Raw genomic sequence first — 18,694 nt, forward strand, 5'->3', positions numbered from 1 at the left:
TTACAGGGGCTTGCCACGCATCAACCGGGGCAGTTCGCCCGTCAGCCCTGCGGCTTCGCGGATAAAGGTTCGGCGCAGGCCGGGCAGGGCGTTGATCGCGGCCATGCCCATGTCGCGGGCCAACCGCAGAAACGCGTTATCGTTCGAGAACAGCCGGTTGAAACTGTCGGTCGCCAGCGCGAGGCTGGCATTGTCGAAGCGCCGCCATTCCTGATAGCGCGCGAGGACCGCGTCGTTTCCGGGGTCTTCGCCCCGGCGAACCGCATCGGCAATCACCTCGGCCAAGGCGGCCACATCGCGCAGCCCTGCGTTCAACCCCTGACCGGCGATGGGATGCACCCCATGGGCGGCGTCGCCCAAAAGCGCCACGCGCGAAGCGGTCATGGAATGGGCCAGCGACAGGCCGAGCAGATAGCTGTAGCGCGGGCCGGTCAGCGAAAGCTCCCCCAGAAAACTGCCAAAGCGCGGGCGCAGCACCTCAAGGTATTGCGCATCCGGCAGGGCGTTGATCGCGGTGGCATTGGCGCTGGCTTCGCTCCAAACGATGAGGGAGCGGTTGCCGGTCAGCGGCAGGATCGCCAGCGGGCCGGGGGGCATGAAGAATTGATGCGCGATGCCGTGGTGCGGCTTTTCGTGATCCACCACGCAGACCAGCGCCGTCTGACCATAGGACCATGCGACACGCTTGATGCCCGCCCGCTCCGCCGTGCCGCTGGCGCGGCCATCGGCCCCTACGGCCAAGCGCGCGCGTAGAGTCTTGCCGCCCTCAAGCGTCAGGGTGATGCCGGTCGGCGCCACCGATTGCCCCGTGACGCGGGTGTCGTTCATCATCGTGATCGCCGGATCAGCAGCAGCCGCTTTCAGCAGCGCGCGGCGCAGATGGCGGTCTTCGACCATCTGGCCCATCGGGCCTTCTTCGATCTCGGCATGATCGAAATGCATGAACATGGGCGAGGGGCCGGTGCCGGCACGCCCATCGGTGACCTTGATCTCAAGCATCGGTTGGGCGTCATCCGCGATGTCGGGCCAGATGCCGATGCCTTCCATTAACCTGACCGAAGTCAGCGCCAGCGCATAGGCGCGCCCGTCGAAGGCGGCGTTCTCAAAGGTCTGTGCGGGCTGGGCGTCAATCACAGCCACGCGCAATCCCGCGCGGCTGAGGGCCAAGGCAAGGGCGGGGCCATTCAGCCCCCCGCCGATGATCGCGATATCGTGGTCAAAATCCATGGCCCTAGATATGACCTGCGCGCGGGGATTGTCCATGCGCCGAACGGTCGCTAGGTTCGCCAAGAACAGCGGTAAGGGGCACGACATGCAAGAATGGTTGGAAATGACGGCGGCGGATCTGGGGCGCGGGATCGCGGCGGGCGATATCGACCCTGTGGCGCTTTGCGATGCCTATCTCGATGCCATCGACGCACATCCGATGCGCGACCGTACCTATGCCCGCGTCACCCCTGACCGCGCCCGCGCCGAAGCCGCCGCCGCGGCTGAGCGGGCCCGCGACGGCCAGCGCCTGTCGCCGCTCGACGGGGTGCCGATCTCTTGGAAAGACCTCTTCGATACCGCCGGAACCGCCACCGAGGCGGGCTCTAAGCTGCTGGAAGGCCGGGTGCCAGAGAGCGACGCCGAAGTGCTCGCCAGCGCGACGGCCTTGGGGCTGGTCTGCTTGGGCAAGACGCATATGAGCGAATTGGCCTTCTCGGGCCTTGGCCATAACCCCAGCACCGCCACACCGCCCTGCGTGAACGAGCCGGACAGCGTCTCGGGCGGGTCGTCCTCAGGCGCGGCGGCTTCGGTTGCCTTTGGCTTGGCGGCGGCGGCGATCGGGTCGGATACTGGCGGGTCGGTGCGCATCCCGGCGGCGTGGAACGATCTGGTGGGGCTCAAGACCACCGCAGGCCGTGTCTCCCTTGCCGGGACCGTGCCGCTCGCGGCGAAGTTCGACACGGTTGGCCCGCTTTGCCGTTCGGTCGAAGACGCGGCGCTGCTGCTTGCCGCCTTGGAGGGGGGCAAGCCTGCCGATCTGCAAGAGAGCGAGTTGGAGGGCTGCCGTTTCGCGGTGCTGACCAATGTTGTCATGGATGAGCTTTCCGATGAGCCAAAGGCCGCTTTTGACGCGGCAGTGGCGCGATTGCGAGAGGCCGGTGCCACGGTTGACGAGATCACCGTGCCCGAAGTCGAAGAGGCGATGCCGCTGAGTTCCTGTCTCTACACCACCGAAGCCTATGGGCTATGGCGCGATGTGATCGAAGCCGACCCGGAAGCGATGTTCAGCGAAATTCTTGAGCGTTTCCGGTTGGGTAAGGGGTTCTCCGGCCCCGATTACGTTGCCGCTTGGGCCAAGCTCGATCTGGCGCGGGCAGGCTATGACCGGGCCGTGGCGGGCTATGACGCCGTGTTGGTGCCCACAGCGCCCATGCTGCCGCCGAACATCGAGCGGCTGAACAGTGATCACGACTACTACCTCGCGCAGAATCTCCTGTCCCTGCGCAACACGCGAGTCGCGAATCTAATGGGGCTTTGCGCGCTTACCTTGCCGACCGATACGCCCTCTTGCGGCATTTCTCTGATGTGCGCACCGGGGGCCGAAGAACAGCTTTTGCGCCTTGGTGCGGCGGCTGAAGCGGCCCTGCGCGAGGCCTAAGAGCGCACGACCGAAAAGCCACAAGGGCGGCAAAACTCCCCGGTTTTTCTGGACGGGAGAGGCGCCCTTGGGTACCTTGGGGCAAACGGGGCGCGAATGATCCCGATCCGAGGCAGTTTTGATGATGTATACCGAGCGGTTTTCGAACCTTCCGGCCCACGTGTGGCCGCGCCTGCGCGCATTGCTTGACGGGCATGAGGGCGGCGGCACGCCGATCCATATGACCATTGGCGAGCCGAAACATGCGTTTCCGGCTTGGGTGACCGATGAGATCACGAAACACGCCGCAGGGTTCAACAAATACCCGCCAAACGACGGTTCACCCGAATTGCGCGCGGCCATCGCTTCATGGATCGCGCGGCGCTACGGGGTCGAGATGGACCCCGACAGCGAGGTGATGGCCCTGAACGGCACGCGCGAGGGGCTCTATAACGCCGTCATCGCGCTTTGCCCGCCCACCAAGAATGGGGAGAAATCGGCCATCCTGATGCCGAACCCCTTCTACCAAGTCTATATGATCGGCGCGATTTCCGGTGAGGCGGACCCGATCATGGTCCCCGCCACTGCCGAGACCGGGCATCTGCCAGATTTCGCGAGCCTGCCCGAAGAAGTGCTGCGCCGCACGACGGCGGCCTATCTTTGCTCCCCCGCCAATCCGCAGGGCGTTGTCGCCTCGCGCGATTACTGGGCCGATCTGATCGCGCTGTCCGAGAAGTATGATTTCCTGATCTTCGCCGATGAATGCTATTCCGAGATCTACCGCGACACGCCACCCACCGGCGCGCTGGAGGTGGTCAAGGAACTGGGCACCGACCGCAACCGCGTGGTGATCTTTCATTCGCTGTCGAAACGCTCGAACCTGCCGGGGCTGCGGTCGGGCTTTGCCGCCAGCGGGGCCGAGACGATGCGCCAGATCAAACAGTTGCGCAACTACGCGGGCGCGCCGCTGCCGCTGCCCCTGCAGCAGGCCGCCGCCGCCGTTTGGGCGGATGAGGCGCATGTGGAAGAGAACCGCGCGCTCTACCAAGAGAAATACGCCATCGCCGACCGCATCTTTGGCAATGTGCCGGGCTATGTGAGCCCCGAGGCGGGGTTCTTCCTCTGGCTTCCGGTCGAGGATGACGAGGCCGCGGCGCTGAAACTCTGGCGCGAGACCGGCGTGCGGGTGCTGCCCGGCAGCTATCTGGCGCAGAACGTCGCCGGGGGGAACCCCGGGCAGAATTACATTCGGGTCGCCTTGGTGGCCCCAAAAGACGAAACGACGCGCGGATTGGAAGCGATCCGCGACTGTCTGTATTCGGCATAAGCGAGGGACGACATGGCATATCAGACACGGGGACGCGATCCATTGCTAGACAGCAACATGGCCGAGGCAATCGAAAAGCGCGGTCGTGAACTGCTGGGGCTGGCGCTGATCATGCTGGGCATCATGGCCGCCATGATGATCGGCAGCTACACGCCCGACGATCCCAACTGGATGGTCTCAACCGATGCGCCGGTGCAGAACTGGATGGGCCGGATCGGTGCCTCTATCGCGGCACCGCTGTTCATGATCGTCGGCTGGGGCGCTTGGGGCATCGCCATCGTCCTGCTGTTCTGGGGCGGACGTTTCGCGCTGCATCAGGGCGATGACCGCGCGCTTGGGCGGCTGATCTTTGCGCCTATCGCCGTCGCACTTGGCGCGATCTACGCCGCGACGCTGGCCCCCGGTCAGGAATGGCTGCTGACCCATAGCTTCGGTCTGGGCGGGCTTTTTGGCGATACCGTCATGGGCGCGCTGCTGACGATCCTGCCCATCGGCTCGACCCTGACGGTCAAGCTGATGTCGCTTTTGATGGGTGTTGCAATTCTCGCGTTGGGCGCCTTCGTCTTGGGCTTTACCAAGGCCGAGCTGTTCCGCATTGCGCGGTTTCTGCTGGTCGGTCTGATCATGGCCTATGCCGGGCTGATGACCCTTCTGGGCCGCGGGGCCAATGGGGCCGTCGTCGCCGCGCAGAACCTCTCGGCCCGTCAGGCCGAACGTCGTGAGCGCCGCCGTCAGGAAGCCGAAGACACCGAAGCCTGGGCCGCGCAGGAAGCCGAGCAGAGCTATGCTCCGCAGCACGCCCCGGTGGCCGAGCCGGAAGCCGAACCGCGCAGCCTGTTCGGTCGGATGCCCGGGCTGATCAAACGGCCCGAACCCGAAGACGACATGCCCGAGCCGGAACTGATCGAGACCTACAGCGATGCCATCGTGGATGAGACACCGGGCGAAGAGCGCATCAAAAGCAAGATCGCCGATGTGATCAAGAACCGCGTGCGCCATGCCAATGCGATCCATACGCCGACGACCGCGCCGCTGACTAAAGGTCGGGGCCGTGGGCCGGACCCGCTGGTGCTGAACACCAGCCAGCCCGCCGCCCAGCCCGCCGGGCTGCGTGCCGAACCGCCCTTGACCGCCGAACCGGCCACCCTGCGCCCCGAGCCGCTGCTGCGCAGGCCGCAGGCCCAGCCCGCGCCCGCCCCGACGCCCGAGCCGATGGTTCAGGAACCGGCAGCGCAGGCGCCGATGGCCGCGCCCTACGAAGACACTGTGGCGTCTGAGACCCTGCCGTTGCAGCAGGCGCCCGCGCCTGAGGCGATGAAAATCCCCGTGGCGGAGCCGCGCAAAGTGGTGCAGCAGCCCGCCCGCAAACCCGTCCAGCCCTCGAAACAGGCGCAGGTCGAAGCGCAGCCCACCCTGACCTTCGACGACACGCACCCCGGTTTCGAACTGCCGCCGCTGAGCCTTCTGGAAAGCCCCGAGAGCGTGCAGCGCCTGCACCTGAGCGACGAGGCGTTGGAGGAGAACGCGCGGATGCTGGAAACCGTGCTCGACGACTACGGCGTGAAGGGCGAGATCGTCGCCGTGCGCCCCGGTCCGGTCGTCACAATGTACGAGTTGGAGCCGGCGCCGGGTCTCAAGGCCAGCCGTGTGATCGGTTTGGCAGACGACATCGCGCGTTCCATGGCCGCCCTTTCGGCGCGTGTCTCCACCGTGCCGGGCCGCTCGGTCATCGGTATCGAACTGCCCAATGAGAACCGCGAAAAGGTGATCCTGCGCGAGATCCTCTCGAGCCGCGATTTCGGCGACGGCAACCACCGCCTGCCGCTGGCGCTTGGCAAGGACATCGGCGGCGATCCGGTTGTCGCCAACCTCGCCAAGATGCCGCACCTGCTGATTGCGGGGACCACAGGCTCGGGTAAGTCCGTGGCGATCAACACGATGATCCTGTCGCTGCTCTACAAGCTGACGCCGGAAGAATGCCGGATGATCATGATCGACCCCAAGATGCTGGAACTGTCGGTCTATGACGGCATCCCGCATCTGCTGAGCCCGGTCGTCACCGACCCCAAGAAGGCCGTCGTGGCGCTGAAATGGGTCGTCGGCGAGATGGAAGAACGCTACCGCAAGATGTCCAAAATGGGCGTGCGCAACATCGAAGGCTACAACGGCCGCGTCCGCGAAGCGCTGGCCAAGGGCGAGATGTTCTCCCGCACCGTGCAGACCGGCTTTGACGAGGACACCGGCGAGCCGATCTTCGAGACCGAAGAGAACACCCCCGAGGCGCTGCCCTATATCGTGGTCATCGTCGACGAGATGGCCGACCTGATGATGGTCGCAGGCAAAGAGATCGAAGCCTGCATCCAGCGTCTGGCGCAGATGGCGCGTGCCTCGGGCATTCACCTGATCATGGCCACGCAGCGTCCCTCGGTCGATGTGATCACCGGCACGATCAAGGCGAACTTCCCCACGCGGATTTCCTTCCAAGTGACCTCGAAAATCGACAGCCGCACCATCTTGGGCGAGATGGGCGCCGAGCAACTCTTGGGCATGGGCGACATGCTTTATATGGCGGGCGGGGCGAAGATCACCCGTTGCCACGGCCCCTTTGTCAGCGACGAAGAGGTCGAAGAGATCGTCAACCACCTCAAGCAATTCGGCGAGCCAGATTATGTCTCGGGCGTGGTCGAAGGGCCGTCCGAGGATAAGGAAAGCAACATCGACGCGGTGCTGGGCCTTGGCGGCAATACCGATAGCGAAGACGCGCTTTATGACACCGCCGTGCAGGTGGTGATCAAAGACCGCAAATGCTCCACCTCCTACATCCAGCGCAAACTGGCGATCGGCTATAACAAAGCCGCACGACTGGTCGAGCAGATGGAGGAAGAGGGGCTGGTCTCTCCGGCGAACCATGTCGGCAAGCGTGAGATACTGGTGCCGGAGCAGGCATAGGGCGACCTCTCCCCCCTTGGGGACGACAATCAGAAACACCGCCGGGCCACCCTCCCGGCGGTGTTTTTTTATGGGGCAGGGCGGGCGATAGCGAAAAACCGCGCCCTGATATCGAATATCACGCCCGCCCGCCCTATGTCAGAACGTGAGGCAACACAGGACGAACAACATGCGTAAACTTACTTCTGCGATTCTGGCGGTTGGACTGGCCGTATCAGCCCCCCTCGCGGCGGCGGCGCAGCAACTGTCGCTGAACGAGATTTCGGGCTATCTGAACCAGCTTCGCACCGCCAAGGGCGACTTTACCCAGATCAACGATGACGGGTCGATCAGCACGGGCACGATCTATATCAAACGCCCCGGCAAGGTACGTTTCGAATATAACGCGCCGGATTCCGGGCTGGTCGTCGCGGGGGCGAATACGGTCGTGATCTACGACAAGAAGTCGAACCAACCGGCTGAGACCTATCCGCTGGCGCGAACACCGCTGTCGATCATCTTGGCCGACAACGTCAATTTGGGCCGCGCCAAGATGGTGACAGGCCACAGCTATGACGGCACCGCCACCACGGTCACGGCCCAAGATCCCGCCAACCCGCAATATGGCAACATCCAGATGAAGTTCACTGGCAATCCGGTGCAGCTGCGTCAGTGGATCATCAACGATGGCAACGGCAGCGCCACGACCGTCGTGCTGGGTGACATGCAGGTGGGGGGCAATATCTCTAACAGCCTGTTCGACACCGGCGGCGCACGGGCTGGCGGCAGACGCTAAGCAGCCCTGTTGAAACAAAAAAACGCCCCGGCTGATCAGGCTGGGGCGTTTTGCATTGGAGTGGGCGGGTTTACCAGCGGCCCAGACGGCAACCGGCGATCTGCCGTTGATAGAGTTTGGCGCGGGAATCGACTTTGCCCGCGACCCCGACCAGCCACGCCTTGCTGTTGTAGCTCTTGCGGGCAAAACCGGTGTGGCCCTCGTGATAGGCGAGGTATTGGTTACGGGCGTCATGCAGGGAGACGCCGTTCCGCTCCCGCGTCAGGTTCATGTACCAGCCCATGAAATCGCTCGCGTCGCGAATCCGGTCGCGTTTGGCGCGCCAGCGGCCCTCGGATTCCAGATACTCATCCCATGTCGCGTCCAAAGCCTGCGAATAGCCAAAGGCGCTGGATTGGCGGCCCATCGGAATCACACCCAGCACATATTTGAACGGCGTCCGGGCATCCGCCACGAATTTGCTCTCTTGGTGGATGGTGGCCATTTGAACGTGAATGGGGACACCCCATTTCCGCTCGGTCGCGCGGAATGCCCGCAGGTAATCGGGGCGCTCTTTCAGGATAGTGCAGGCGTTATCCAGATCACGCGGGGCCGTTTGAGGCCCGCCGCCGCAGGATGCCACCAGCAGTACGATCATCATTGCGCAAAAATGCTTGGTCATCTGCCTCTCGCCTCTCGTTTTTTATTAGGGTCGTTTTTTCGGAGGAGTTTAACCGATTCACCCCCTCCATCACATCACTAAATTGGGAAAATGCTCGGTTTGCTGGGCGGTATTGCGCTGACCATGCGGCTCCGCGCAGGCGGTATTTCGCGGAAATGCAGCAAAGCGGTTGATCCCCAGCTATGATGCCGCCGGAAACCCACTGTCGGTGCTGCGTTCACAGTCTGTTTCCCCGCGCGGAGCCGCCTTGATTGGACAAAAGCCCCTTGAAAGGGCTACCGTCGAGGGGTAGGGGCAGCATGTTATGATACGTACGCGCGCAAAATATCACCTCGGGCAAATCGTCCGTCACAAGAAGCATCCCTTTCGGGGTGTGATTTTTGACGTCGACCCGGAATTCGCAAATACCGAAGAATGGTATGAGGCGATTCCCGAAGAGAACCGTCCGGTGAAAGACCAGCCGTTCTATCATCTCTTGGCCGAGAATGATCAGAGCTACTATGTGGCCTATGTGTCCGAGCAGAACCTCGTGGCTGATTATTCGGGGGAGCCTGTGGACCACCCCGATATCCCCGATCTTTTCGGCCCCTTCACCGACGGTGCCTATCCGCTGCATTTCCAGATGAACTGAGCCCGGCGGGCTGTTTCCCAGCCCGCCAGAGGTCTTCATCAATAGCCCAAGGCGCAGCCGTCCTTACGCGGATCGCTCGCGCCTTCCAGTACGCCATCTTCTCGGATGCGGATCGCCTGTGCCCCGCCGATCGCCGTTTCGGGCACTTCGACCCTATGGCCCAGATCGCTCAAGCTTTGGCGCACATCGTCGCCAAAGCCGCGCTCGACCTTCATCACCTGCCCATCGGCAAAGGCGCGCGGCGCATCGATAGCGCTTTGCACATCCATGCCGAAATCGGTGAGGTTCGAGGTAAAGCGCGCATGGCCGCAGGGCTGATAGGCCCCGCCCATCACGCCAAAGGGCATGGTCACCCGGCCATTCTCGCGGATCATGCCCGGGATGATCGTATGCATCGGGCGTTTGCCGCCTTTCAGCTCATTCGGGTGGCCTTCCTCCAATGTGAAACCCGCGCCACGGTTTTGCAGCAGGATGCCGAACTTGTCCGAGGCGATGCCAGAACCGAAGCCGTGGAAGATCGAATAGATGAGCGAGACCGACATGCCGTCGCCGTCCACCACGGTGATATAGATCGTGTCTTTATGTACCGCCTCGCTGATCGGGGCGGCGGCGGCCATGGCGCGTTTGGGGTCGATCAGGGCCGCAAGGGCGCGGGCGGTCTCGGGCGCCAGCATGCGCTCAAGCCGGGTGGTGTGGTCCGGGTCGGCCAAAAAGCGGTTGCGCGCGTCATAGGCCAGTTTGGTCGCCTCGGCTTCGATATGCAGCCGTTCGGCCCCCAGCGGGTCCATCCCGGCGATGTCGAAGTGATTAAGGATATTCATCAGCAACAGGGCGGTTGCCCCTTGGCCGTTGGGCGGATGTTCGACCACTTCGAGGTCTTTGTACTGGCCTGACACGGGCGTCGTGACCTCGGCGCGGGCCTTGGCGAAATCCTCGGCGCTGTGGCTGCCGCCTGCGGCTTGCAAGGTAGCGATCATGTCCTCGGCGATCTCTCCGGTGTAGAAGGCATCGCGGCCCTGTGCGGCCACGCGGCGCAGCACTTCGGCCTGTCCCGGCGCGCGGAAGATGTCGCCGGTGCGGGGCGTTTTGCCGTTGATGAGGAAGTGATCCCGCGCGCGCCCCTGAAGGGTGCCGCCATCGGTGGCCCAGTCAAAGGCCACGCGCGGGGCGACGGGCACCCCCGCCTCGGCATAGTGGATCGCGGGGGCGAGCAGGGCGTCCAACCCCAGTTTGCCGGCGCTTTCCGAGAGGTGGCAGAAGGCGTCGATGGCCGTGGGGATGGTCACGGCATCCGCCGAGCGGAGCGGCACCGTCTGCTCACCTCGGTCCCGCAGTTTCGCGGCATCCAGCGCCGCTGGCGCGCGGCCGGACCCGTTGAGGGCATGGACCTCCTCGCTCCCCGCCGGGGAGTAGAGCACGAAACAGTCGCCGCCGATCCCGGTCATCTGCGGCTCGCAAATGCCGAGGAGCACCGCCCCGGCGATGGCCGCGTCCATCGCGTTGCCGCCCCGCGCAAGGATATCGACCGCCGTCCGCGCCGCCAGCGGATGCGATGTGGCGCAGATGCCGTTGGTGGCCAAGACCGGTGACCGGCCGGGAAGGTGAAAATCGCGCATGTGCTGCCCCTCGCTGAATTACGTCAGCGTGACCCTAGACGGAGATCTCGGTTCTGCCAATGCGGGGGAAAGTTCCTCGGCACCGCGTACTGGGTGGGGGCTATTAAACACGGCACCGAGGGAAGCCATATGCAGCTACAGCCCCGTTTATGACCGGCAACCAAGGCGCAATTGTGATCCCAGCGGGGCCGTTTTGGGAAATATGCGGGACGCGCTGCCGCAGATGTTAACGCGGCGGTAACCCAACCGGGAGCCGCAGGTCGATCCGGTTCTCTTGGGCCAAGCGGCGATAGGTCAGGTCTTTCGCCAGATCGCGGATCAGGAACCAGCCAAAGCCGCCTTCCGGCAGGTCGCAAACGGGGCGGTCGATCTCTTTCGGCAGGCCCAAGGGCACTTGCAGATCGGGCATCGGCAGCCCTTCGTCCGAAACGGCAAGGTGCAGGCCGTCGGGAGCGTGATGGCAGGCGATATGGATGGGGCCGGGGGGGTGCGGGTCGGGGTAGGCATGTTCGACGATATTGTTCAGCATTTCGGCGACCACCAAACGCACCACGCAGACCTCCTCGGCCCCGAGCGAAAGGCAGCTGAGCGCGTCCAGCAAAAGCGTGAGCGCCTCCCGCGCGGCCTGCGGGCCGCTGTGAACGGTGATCTCGAACGGGCAGAGCGCGGACCGCGCGGCGGAGAGCCGCATGGCGCTATTCTCGATGCGCGGTAAGGGCGGCGTCAAGCGTGTGAAAGATGCCAAAGACCCTATCCATCCGGGTGAGGGTAAAGACCTTTTCCACCGCCGGAGTCAGCCCGGCCAGCACGAGCGCGCGCTGCGGTGCCAGATGTTTCATCGCCGCCACGATTGCGCCCAAACCGCTGGAATCAATGAAATTGACCCGATGCAGATCAAGGATCACCACCGGCGGCGCATGGGCCGCGGCGCGGCGCAGCGCATCCTTGAACTCCAGCGCCGCGGCGGCGTCGATCCGGTCATGCAGCACGCTGACCACGCAAAAGCGGTCTTCTGTTTTGGCGGAAACTTCCATAGACATGCCCCGAGACTTTGAAGTTCGAGACGTGATTAACCGTAAAACCTTACCAACTGGTATGCAGTGCAACTCTAGGAGAACGTGATGCGCAATGTCGTGATAACCGGTGCAGCCAGAACCCCGATGGGCGGTTTTCAGGGGGCCTTTGAGGGGCTGACCGCCGCTGAATTGGGCGGCAGCGCGATCAAGGCGGCTTTGGGCAAGACGGATCCTGCCGAAGTGCAAGAGGTGCTGATGGGCTGCGTGCTGCCCGCAGGCCAGGGCCAAGCCCCCGCACGTCAGGCCGGGTTCAAAGCCGGTCTGAGCGAAGAGGTGCCCGCGACCACGCTGAACAAGATGTGCGGCTCAGGCATGAAGGCGGCAATGATGGCCTTTGACCAGATCGCGCTTGGCCAGACCGATGTGATGGTCGCGGGCGGCATGGAAAGCATGACCAACGCGCCCTACGTCCTGCCCAAGATGCGCGGCGGCGCGCGGCTCGGCCACGGTCAGGTGATCGACCACATGTTCCTCGACGGATTGGAAGACGCCTATGACAAGGGCCGCCTAATGGGCACCTTTGCCGAGGATTGCGCCGAACGCTTCCAGTTCACCCGCGAGACGCAGGACGACTACGCGCTGGCCTCTCTGTCGCGCGCCATCGAGGCGCAGGAGGGCGGCGCCTTTGAAGATGAGATCGCCCCGGTCGAGGTGAGGTCGCGCCGCGGCAGCACCACGGTCAGCGCCGACGAACAGCCTGCCAGCGCCCGGCCCGAAAAGATCCCCCAGCTAAAACCGGCCTTCCGCGAGGGTGGTACGGTGACGGCGGCGAATTCCTCGTCGATCTCCGATGGCGCGGCGGCGCTGGTGTTGGCGGATGAGGAGAGCGCCAAGCGCAAGGGGCTGAACATCCGCGCCCGCATTGTCGGCCACGCCAGCCACGCCCAAGCGCCGGGGCTGTTCACCACAGCGCCCGTCCCCGCGGCGCAGAAACTGCTGGAGCGGATCGGCTGGAAGAAAGAGGATGTCGATCTGTGGGAGGTCAATGAGGCCTTCGCCGTTGTGCCGCTGGCTTTCATGCATGAGATGGACCTCTCCCATGACATCGTGAATGTCAACGGCGGCGCCTGCGCGCTTGGCCATCCCATCGGTGCCTCGGGCGCGCGGATCATGGTGACCCTGTTGAACGCGCTAGAAAAACGCGGGCTGAAACGTGGTGTCGCGGCGATCTGCATCGGCGGTGGCGAAGGCACCGCCATCGCCATTGAGCGCCCCTGATCCTACGGGCCGACTAGAGTATTTATGGGGGAGGCGGTTAGCCTCCTTTTTCCCGTCTGCAATATGAGTATCCCCATGACCGTCGACTACCAAACCCTCGCCAAGACCATCGCCGCCCTGACCGAGGGCGAAGACGATGCCGTGGCCCTAATGGCCACCATCGCCTGCGAGGTGCATCACGCGGATGACCGTTTTGACTGGACCGGCTTCTACCGGGTGACCGCGCCCGAACTGTTGAAGATCGGCCCCTATCAGGGCGGGCACGGCTGTCTGGTGATCCCCTTTTCGCGCGGGGTCTGCGGGGCCGCGGCGCGTACGGGCGAGGTGCAATTGGTCGAGGATGTCGACGCCTTCCCGGGCCATATCGCCTGCGCCTCTTCGACACGTTCGGAATTGGTGCTGCCGGTCTGGAACGGCGCGGGGGAGTTGCTGGGCGTTTTCGACATCGACAGCGACCAACCAAACGCTTTCACGCAAGCCGATGCCGATGCGCTGAGCGCGATCCTTAAGGAGAGTTTCGCCACCGTCGCCTGACGGCCACGCCCCGCTTGATCCGCGGGGCTGCATCTGCGAGGGGGAGCCATGGATAGCGAATATAACCCGCCGCAGGACCCGTTGGTCATTCTGCATGAAGATGCCGAAGTTCTGCTGGTCGACAAACCTTCGGGGCTGCTCAGCGTGCCGGGGAAGGGCGAACATCTGGCCGATTGCCTGATCACGCGGGTGCAGGCGGTCTTCCCTCAAGCGCTCCTGGTGCACCGGCTAGATCGTGACACTTCGGGCGTGATGATCTTTGCCCTGACGCCCCATGCGCAGCGCCACCTCGGGTTGCAGTTCGAAAAACGCATGACCCGCAAGACCTATATCGCGCGGGTCTGGGGCGTGCCGGCGGAGAAATCCGGCAGCGTCGATCTGCCGTTGATCGTCGATTGGCCCAACCGCCCCCGGCAGATGGTCTGCCATGAGACCGGGAAGCCTGCGCAGACCGATTGGAAGATGGTCAAGAACGATGGGGAGACTGCGCGCCTCCGGCTGTTCCCCAAGACCGGGCGCAGCCATCAGCTGCGCGTGCATATGCTGGCGCTTGGGCATCCGATTTTGGGCGACCCTTTCTATGCCACGGGGCCCGCGCGGGATTTTCCGCGGTTGATGCTGCATAGCGAGGAATTGCGGTTCAACCATCCGCAGGGTGGCGCATCGACGAAGGTGCGGGCCAAGGCGCCTTTCTGAGCTGCGCTCCCTGCCCGGCCTTGCGCCGTGAGGTGGGGGCGGGATTGGTATTTGAGAAAGGATGAAGGGGAAGGGACCGTGGCGCTGCGGTGAAGTTGGGCTTTGTGGCGATCGGGGGGTGAAACCGGCGGGGTTTGCGATTACCTCTGACCTATCTGTTCACAGATTGACCCGGAGGATATCATGGGCTTGCGTATCAACGACACTATTCCCGATCTTACAGTCGAAACCGATCAGGGCAGCTTTTCCCTGCATGACTTCGTCGGTGACAATTGGGCGATCCTGTTCTCCCACCCCAAGGATTTCACCCCTGTTTGCACCACCGAGTTCGGCGCCGTGGCGCGGCTTTCCGAGGAATGGGAAAAGCGCGGCACCAAGGTGATCGGTGTCAGTGTCGACGGCGTCGAGGAACATAAGAAGTGGAAGGGTGATATCGAGAAGGTTGCAGGCGCCGAGGCCGGTTTCCCGATCATCGCGGATGCGGGGCTGGAGGTGTCAAAAGCCTTTGATATGCTGCCTGCGGAGGCCTATCTGCCCGATGGCCGCACGCCCAATGACAGCGCGACGGTGCGGTCGGTTTTCATCATCGGGCCGGATAAGCAGTTGAAGCTGAGCATGACCTATCCGATGAACGTGGGCCGGAACTTTGCCGAGGTCCTGCGGGCTTTGGACGGGTTGCAGACGGCGGCGAAGAACGCAGTGGCCACGCCTGCGGATTGGCAGGTGGGTGAGGATGTGATCATCCCCGCGACGGTGTCGGATGAGGACGCCAAGGCGAAGTTCGGGGCGTTTGAGACGGTGTTGCCCTATTTGCGCAAAGCGCAGCTGCCGGGCTGACCTGCCCTTAGCGATGGCCGAGCTTATGGGCGAAGGCCATCGCTTTTTCATGCAGCAACCTACGCTGTTTGCGCAGGCCATAGAGGGCGGAGCGCCGGTATTGCCCTCTGTTTCCTCCAGAACGAGCGGAAATGTCACTGTCGAACCGGCCTGCTGTGACGAGGCTTTGGGCCGTGGCCAGCCCCATGTCGGAACGCGTGAGGACCTGTCTGAGCATGTTATCGGCGGGGCAGAAGATAGGTTCGGAGGCGGCGAGGAACGCCTCGGCCCCGGCACGGTTCCAGATCAGCGCGTGGGCGAGCATCGGAAAGTAATGTGCGCGGAGTACCGGAATGCCTGCGACTTCGGCCATGGGGCTGGTGATTTTCAAACGGGTCGCGCCCAGATTTACGCAGTGCCAATCGGTGCGGAGGCGCAGCCATTCTATCAGCTCTGGCGCGACGGTTCGGAATCTGGGTTCCAGGGCGATGTCATCTTCGAAGACGAAGCCAAGCTCATCCCCGCTCTCTAGGAAGGCGGCGGCGGCACGTTGGTGCGAGACGTAGCAGCCAACCTCGCCTTGGGTCATCGACCGGCCCATGAAACGTCGGGCTTTGCGATCGTCATAGGGGGCGAATTGGGCCAGATCGATCTCGCGCCCGTCGAAGGCATCCACGCGGACCGCCTCGATCTGTGCGGCGTCCAGTTCGGCCTTCGCACTGTCCAGTCGCTGGGGGGAGGCGGCCAGATTGATGACGAATCCCTTTGGGCGCTGTGACATCGATGTGACCTCATTCCTGCGGCGCGCGGGGCGATGACAGGCTTATACGGGTTAAACTTTGGGGGTGGGCCGCCCGCGCAGCCAGTTCTTGAACCGTTTGAAAGCGGAGGGCGGTTTGTGGGCGACGCTGACAAACCCGATGTGCTGGCAAGCGCCGGGTTTCATGAAAGCGGTGAATTTACCCTGTTTGCGCAATTGGCGCGAGATGTGGCTTTCGCGTTTGAAACCGCTGAAGCCGCCGACCTCTTTCCAAAGGGAAAGCGGGGCCAAATGCGGATTGAAGGTATAGCCGTACCATTTGGGGCTGAGCGCATCCATCCGGGCATAGGGGATGCCGGCGCATTCTTCGGTGACGATCTGGGCGCGAGCCGCATCTTCGATGAAGAAGTTATCGGTGTCGCGGAAGCAGACCGAAGAGACATCGGGATGGGCCTCTAGCAGGCGCAGGGCGTCATCTAAAAAATCGTGGCGGGTGAATTCCCAATCGTCTTCCATGTGAAAGACATAATGTGTGCGCACCTTGGCATACATGGCGTCGACGGCGGGGTGGTGGCCGACCTGTTTGCCCAGATCGATGCGTTGCCCATGAGGGCAGAGCCGGTCGAAGACCGCGCTGGTTTCGGCATCGCCGAAGTCGTTGATGCCAATGATCGGCAGCTTGCGCAGCTCGGGGCCGAGGCTTTCGAGCGTTTGTTGCAAGACATCGGGGCGCAGCCCCATGGTGATGCAAATCGTGACCAGATTTTCTGCGCGCATGTCTCGTACTGCCATGAGGGGAAACTGCGGACCCAGGTGAGGGTCCGCAGCAGGTTTTGTTTAACCCTCTGCCGCTTCTTTCTTCTCGGCAGAGATCTCTTCGCCGGTCTCCTGATCGACGACTTTCATCGACAGGCGCACCTTGCCGCGATCGTCGAAGCCCAGAAGCTTGACTTTCACTTCCTGACCTTCCTTCAGAACGTCCGAAGGGTGGTTCAGGCGGCGGTTTTCGATCTGGGAGACATGCACCAGACCGTCGCGCTTCCCGAAGAAGTTCACGAAGGCGCCGAAATCGACGATTTTCACAACGGTGCCGGTGTAGATGGCACCTTCTTCGGGCTCGGCCACGATCGAATAGATCATGTCATAGGCTTTCTTGATCGCTTCGCCGTTGGGGCTGGCGATCTTGATGGTGCCTTCGTCGTTGATGTCGACCTTGGCGCCGGAAACCTCGACGATCTCGCGGATCACCTTGCCGCCCGAGCCGATCACTTCGCGGATCTTATCGGTCGGGATTTGCATGGTCTCAATGCGCGGCGCGTGGACGGAGAAGTCCGCGGCGCCCGAGATCGCCTTGTTCATCTCGCCGAGAATGTGGATACGGCCCTCTTTGGCTTGTGCCAGGGCTTTCTCCATGATCTCGGGCGTGATGCCGGCGACCTTGATGTCCATCTGCAGCGAGGTGATGCCGGCTTCGGTGCCCGCGACCTTGAAGTCCATGTCGCCGAGGTGGTCTTCGTCACCCAGGATGTCGGACAGAATCGCGTAGGAGCCGTCATCTTCGAGGATCAGACCCATTGCCACACCGGCCACGGCCGATTTCAGCGGCACGCCCGCGTCCATCATGGACAGGGAGCCACCGCAGACCGATGCCATCGACGAGGAGCCGTTGGATTCGGTGATCTCGGAGACCAGACGGATGGTGTAGGGGAAGTCTGTTGCCGCGGGCAGAACCGCCTGCAGGGCGCGCCATGCGAGCTTGCCGTGGCCGACTTCGCGGCGTCCGGGAGGGCCCACGCGACCCACTTCGCCGACCGAGTAGGGCGGGAAGTTATAGTGCAGCAGGAAGTTCGATTTAAAGTTGCCGTGCAGCGCGTCGATGAACTGCTCATCGTCGCCGGTGCCGAGCGTGGTCACCACGAGGCCCTGCGTCTCACCACGGGTGAAGAGCGCCGAACCGTGGGTCCGCGGCAGGATGCCGGTTTCGGCCACGATGTCGCGGATCTCGTCGGTGCGACGGCCGTCGATACGCTTGCCAGTTTTCACCACGTCGCCGCGCAGGATGCTGGCCTCAAGGCCCTTCATCGCGGAGCTGAGGTTCTTGTCCTCAAGCTGCTCTTCGGTGAGCTTGCTCTTGATCGTCTCACGGGCAGCAGCAACGGCGGCGGTGCGCTCTTGCTTGTCCACGATCGCGAAAGCGGCACGCATTTCGTCTTCGCCAGCGGCTTTCACGGCAGCCGACAGGTCCGAATAGTCGTCGGGCTGGAAGTCGAAAGGCTCTTTCGCGGCTTCTTCGGCCAGATCGATGATCAGGTCGATGACCGGCTGGATCTGCTCATGAGCGAACTTAACGGCGCCCAGCATTTCCTCTTCCGACAGCTCATAGGCTTCGGATTCGACCATCATCACGGCGTCTTTGGTGCCGGCGACGACCAGATCGAGGCGCTGATCGGGGTTCAGGCGCAGGTCCTGCATGTCGTCGATTGTCGGGTTGAGGACGTAATCGCCACCCTCATAACCCACACGGCAGCCCGCGATCGGACCCATGAAGGGCGCGCCCGAGATGGTCAGCGCGGCGGAGGCGGCGATCATGGCGACCATGTCGGGGTCGTTGACCAGATCGTGGCTCAGCACGGTGCACATCACCAGAACTTCGTTCTTGAAGCCGGGGACGAAGAGCGGGCGGATCGGACGGTCGATCAGACGCGCGGTCAGTGTTTCCTTCTCGGTGGGGCGGGCCTCACGCTTGAAGAAGCCACCCGGTACTTTACCGGCGGCATAGTATTTCTCTTGGTAGTGCACGGTCAGGGGGAAGAAATCCTGCCCGGGCTTTTGCTGACGTGCATACGTCACGTTGGCCATGACGCTGGTCTCACCCAGCGTGGCAATCACCGACCCGTCCGCCTGACGGGCAACCTTACCGGTTTCCAGGGTCAGCGTCTCTTCGCCCCACTGGATCGATTTTTTCGTTACATTAAACATCTACGTTTCCTTTTTGGCCCATTGGCCATT

Annotated in this window: 17 protein-coding genes; 9 read left to right on the top strand and 8 right to left on the bottom strand. The window is 63.1% G+C overall.

Annotated elements, in window-relative coordinates; all coding sequences use genetic code 11:
- Positions 1–1,227: an FAD-dependent oxidoreductase gene (locus ACGYK9_RS09175; RefSeq protein ID WP_394409798.1), complete on the bottom strand. Its 1,227-nt coding sequence runs from the start codon at positions 1,225–1,227 to the stop codon at positions 1–3.
- Positions 1,228–1,312: 85 nt separating this feature from the next.
- On the opposite strand from ACGYK9_RS09175, the gene ACGYK9_RS09180 reads away from it, so the two are divergent.
- The 4 genes from ACGYK9_RS09180 (at position 1,313) to ACGYK9_RS09195 (ending at position 7,677) form a co-directional block, all read left to right on the top strand.
- Entirely contained in the window at positions 1,313–2,647 is a 1,335-nt protein-coding gene (locus ACGYK9_RS09180) for an amidase (protein ID WP_394409801.1), read from the top strand.
- 121 nt (positions 2,648–2,768) lie between these two features.
- The gene (locus tag ACGYK9_RS09185) at positions 2,769–3,953 is read left to right on the top strand and encodes an aminotransferase class I/II-fold pyridoxal phosphate-dependent enzyme (RefSeq protein ID WP_394409804.1); all 1,185 of its coding nucleotides are present in this window, start codon (positions 2,769–2,771) and stop codon (positions 3,951–3,953) included.
- A 12-nt stretch (positions 3,954–3,965) separates the two neighbouring features.
- Complete coding sequence (locus ACGYK9_RS09190) at positions 3,966–6,902, top strand: DNA translocase FtsK 4TM domain-containing protein (protein ID WP_394409807.1); 2,937 nt, start codon at positions 3,966–3,968, stop codon at positions 6,900–6,902.
- A 169-nt stretch (positions 6,903–7,071) separates the two neighbouring features.
- A complete protein-coding gene (locus tag ACGYK9_RS09195) occupies positions 7,072–7,677 on the top strand; it encodes an outer membrane lipoprotein carrier protein LolA (RefSeq protein ID WP_394409811.1) in 606 nt (201 codons plus the stop codon).
- Between the two features lie 70 nt (positions 7,678–7,747).
- On the opposite strand, the gene ACGYK9_RS09200 is transcribed toward ACGYK9_RS09195, so the two are convergent.
- Positions 7,748–8,338, bottom strand: coding sequence for a lytic transglycosylase (locus ACGYK9_RS09200; protein ID WP_394409814.1), 591 nt, complete (start codon positions 8,336–8,338; stop codon positions 7,748–7,750).
- Between the two features lie 304 nt (positions 8,339–8,642).
- Here ACGYK9_RS09200 and hspQ point away from each other — a divergent pair, with 304 nt between their 5' ends.
- Positions 8,643–8,969 (top strand): heat shock protein HspQ, encoded by a 327-nt coding sequence (hspQ, locus tag ACGYK9_RS09205; protein WP_067261750.1) that lies wholly within the window; start codon positions 8,643–8,645, stop codon positions 8,967–8,969.
- A gap of 38 nt (positions 8,970–9,007) precedes the next feature.
- Here the strand turns inward: hspQ and ACGYK9_RS09210 are convergent, their stop codons facing one another.
- The 3 genes from ACGYK9_RS09210 to ACGYK9_RS09220 all read right to left on the bottom strand — a co-directional run bounded on the left by ACGYK9_RS09210 (position 9,008) and on the right by ACGYK9_RS09220 (position 11,619).
- Positions 9,008–10,585 (bottom strand): gamma-glutamyltransferase family protein, encoded by a 1,578-nt coding sequence (locus ACGYK9_RS09210; RefSeq protein ID WP_394409817.1) that lies wholly within the window; start codon positions 10,583–10,585, stop codon positions 9,008–9,010.
- Positions 10,586–10,811: 226 nt separating this feature from the next.
- Entirely contained in the window at positions 10,812–11,276 is a 465-nt protein-coding gene (locus ACGYK9_RS09215) for an ATP-binding protein (protein WP_394409820.1), read from the bottom strand.
- Between the two features lie 4 nt (positions 11,277–11,280).
- Positions 11,281–11,619 carry an STAS domain-containing protein gene (locus tag ACGYK9_RS09220; protein WP_067266757.1) on the bottom strand — a complete coding sequence of 113 codons (339 nt, stop codon included), beginning with the start codon at positions 11,617–11,619 and terminating at the stop codon, positions 11,281–11,283.
- An 87-nt stretch (positions 11,620–11,706) separates the two neighbouring features.
- On the opposite strand from ACGYK9_RS09220, the gene ACGYK9_RS09225 reads away from it, so the two are divergent.
- The 4 genes from ACGYK9_RS09225 (at position 11,707) to ACGYK9_RS09240 (ending at position 14,946) form a co-directional block, all read left to right on the top strand.
- Positions 11,707–12,879, top strand: coding sequence for a thiolase family protein (locus ACGYK9_RS09225; protein WP_394409823.1), 1,173 nt, complete (start codon positions 11,707–11,709; stop codon positions 12,877–12,879).
- Between the two features lie 75 nt (positions 12,880–12,954).
- Entirely contained in the window at positions 12,955–13,413 is a 459-nt protein-coding gene (locus ACGYK9_RS09230; RefSeq protein ID WP_394409826.1) for a GAF domain-containing protein, read from the top strand.
- A 48-nt stretch (positions 13,414–13,461) separates the two neighbouring features.
- The gene (locus ACGYK9_RS09235; protein ID WP_394409829.1) at positions 13,462–14,109 is read left to right on the top strand and encodes a pseudouridine synthase; all 648 of its coding nucleotides are present in this window, start codon (positions 13,462–13,464) and stop codon (positions 14,107–14,109) included.
- 183 nt (positions 14,110–14,292) lie between these two features.
- Positions 14,293–14,946 carry a peroxiredoxin gene (locus ACGYK9_RS09240; RefSeq protein WP_394409833.1) on the top strand — a complete coding sequence of 218 codons (654 nt, stop codon included), beginning with the start codon at positions 14,293–14,295 and terminating at the stop codon, positions 14,944–14,946.
- A 7-nt stretch (positions 14,947–14,953) separates the two neighbouring features.
- On the opposite strand, the gene ACGYK9_RS09245 is transcribed toward ACGYK9_RS09240, so the two are convergent.
- Genes ACGYK9_RS09245 through pnp form a run of 3 tightly spaced genes read right to left on the bottom strand, consistent with a single transcriptional unit; the run spans position 14,954 to position 18,664 of the window.
- The gene (locus ACGYK9_RS09245) at positions 14,954–15,706 is read right to left on the bottom strand and encodes a glycosyltransferase family 25 protein (protein WP_394409836.1); all 753 of its coding nucleotides are present in this window, start codon (positions 15,704–15,706) and stop codon (positions 14,954–14,956) included.
- A gap of 51 nt (positions 15,707–15,757) precedes the next feature.
- Positions 15,758–16,462 carry a glycosyltransferase gene (locus tag ACGYK9_RS09250; RefSeq protein WP_394409839.1) on the bottom strand — a complete coding sequence of 235 codons (705 nt, stop codon included), beginning with the start codon at positions 16,460–16,462 and terminating at the stop codon, positions 15,758–15,760.
- 60 nt (positions 16,463–16,522) lie between these two features.
- On the bottom strand, positions 16,523–18,664 hold the full coding sequence (pnp, locus tag ACGYK9_RS09255; protein WP_394409842.1) for a polyribonucleotide nucleotidyltransferase: 2,142 nt from the start codon (positions 18,662–18,664) through the stop codon (positions 16,523–16,525).
- Positions 18,665–18,694: the final 30 nt, after the last annotated feature.

Origin of the sequence: Sulfitobacter sp. 1A15258, from assembly GCF_043557045.1 — a bacterium.
GTDB lineage: Bacteria > Pseudomonadota > Alphaproteobacteria > Rhodobacterales > Rhodobacteraceae > Sulfitobacter > Sulfitobacter faviae.

Excerpts from the sequence above, each read along its gene's own strand:
- ACGYK9_RS09175 (WP_394409798.1), bottom strand. The coding sequence starts at position 1,227 with ATGGATTTTGACCACGATATCGCGATCATCGGCGGGGGGCTGAATGGC.
- ACGYK9_RS09180 (WP_394409801.1), top strand. The coding sequence starts at position 1,313 with ATGCAAGAATGGTTGGAAATGACGGCGGCGGATCTGGGGCGCGGGATC.
- ACGYK9_RS09185 (WP_394409804.1), top strand. The coding sequence starts at position 2,769 with ATGATGTATACCGAGCGGTTTTCGAACCTTCCGGCCCACGTGTGGCCG.
- ACGYK9_RS09190 (WP_394409807.1), top strand. The coding sequence starts at position 3,966 with ATGGCATATCAGACACGGGGACGCGATCCATTGCTAGACAGCAACATG.
- ACGYK9_RS09195 (WP_394409811.1), top strand. The coding sequence starts at position 7,072 with ATGCGTAAACTTACTTCTGCGATTCTGGCGGTTGGACTGGCCGTATCA.
- ACGYK9_RS09200 (WP_394409814.1), bottom strand. The coding sequence starts at position 8,338 with ATGACCAAGCATTTTTGCGCAATGATGATCGTACTGCTGGTGGCATCC.
- hspQ (WP_067261750.1), top strand. The coding sequence starts at position 8,643 with ATGATACGTACGCGCGCAAAATATCACCTCGGGCAAATCGTCCGTCAC.
- ACGYK9_RS09210 (WP_394409817.1), bottom strand. The coding sequence starts at position 10,585 with ATGCGCGATTTTCACCTTCCCGGCCGGTCACCGGTCTTGGCCACCAAC.
- ACGYK9_RS09215 (WP_394409820.1), bottom strand. The coding sequence starts at position 11,276 with ATGCGGCTCTCCGCCGCGCGGTCCGCGCTCTGCCCGTTCGAGATCACC.
- ACGYK9_RS09220 (WP_067266757.1), bottom strand. The coding sequence starts at position 11,619 with ATGGAAGTTTCCGCCAAAACAGAAGACCGCTTTTGCGTGGTCAGCGTG.
- ACGYK9_RS09225 (WP_394409823.1), top strand. The coding sequence starts at position 11,707 with ATGCGCAATGTCGTGATAACCGGTGCAGCCAGAACCCCGATGGGCGGT.
- ACGYK9_RS09230 (WP_394409826.1), top strand. The coding sequence starts at position 12,955 with ATGACCGTCGACTACCAAACCCTCGCCAAGACCATCGCCGCCCTGACC.
- ACGYK9_RS09235 (WP_394409829.1), top strand. The coding sequence starts at position 13,462 with ATGGATAGCGAATATAACCCGCCGCAGGACCCGTTGGTCATTCTGCAT.
- ACGYK9_RS09240 (WP_394409833.1), top strand. The coding sequence starts at position 14,293 with ATGGGCTTGCGTATCAACGACACTATTCCCGATCTTACAGTCGAAACC.
- ACGYK9_RS09245 (WP_394409836.1), bottom strand. The coding sequence starts at position 15,706 with ATGTCACAGCGCCCAAAGGGATTCGTCATCAATCTGGCCGCCTCCCCC.
- ACGYK9_RS09250 (WP_394409839.1), bottom strand. The coding sequence starts at position 16,462 with ATGCGCGCAGAAAATCTGGTCACGATTTGCATCACCATGGGGCTGCGC.
- pnp (WP_394409842.1), bottom strand. The coding sequence starts at position 18,664 with ATGTTTAATGTAACGAAAAAATCGATCCAGTGGGGCGAAGAGACGCTG.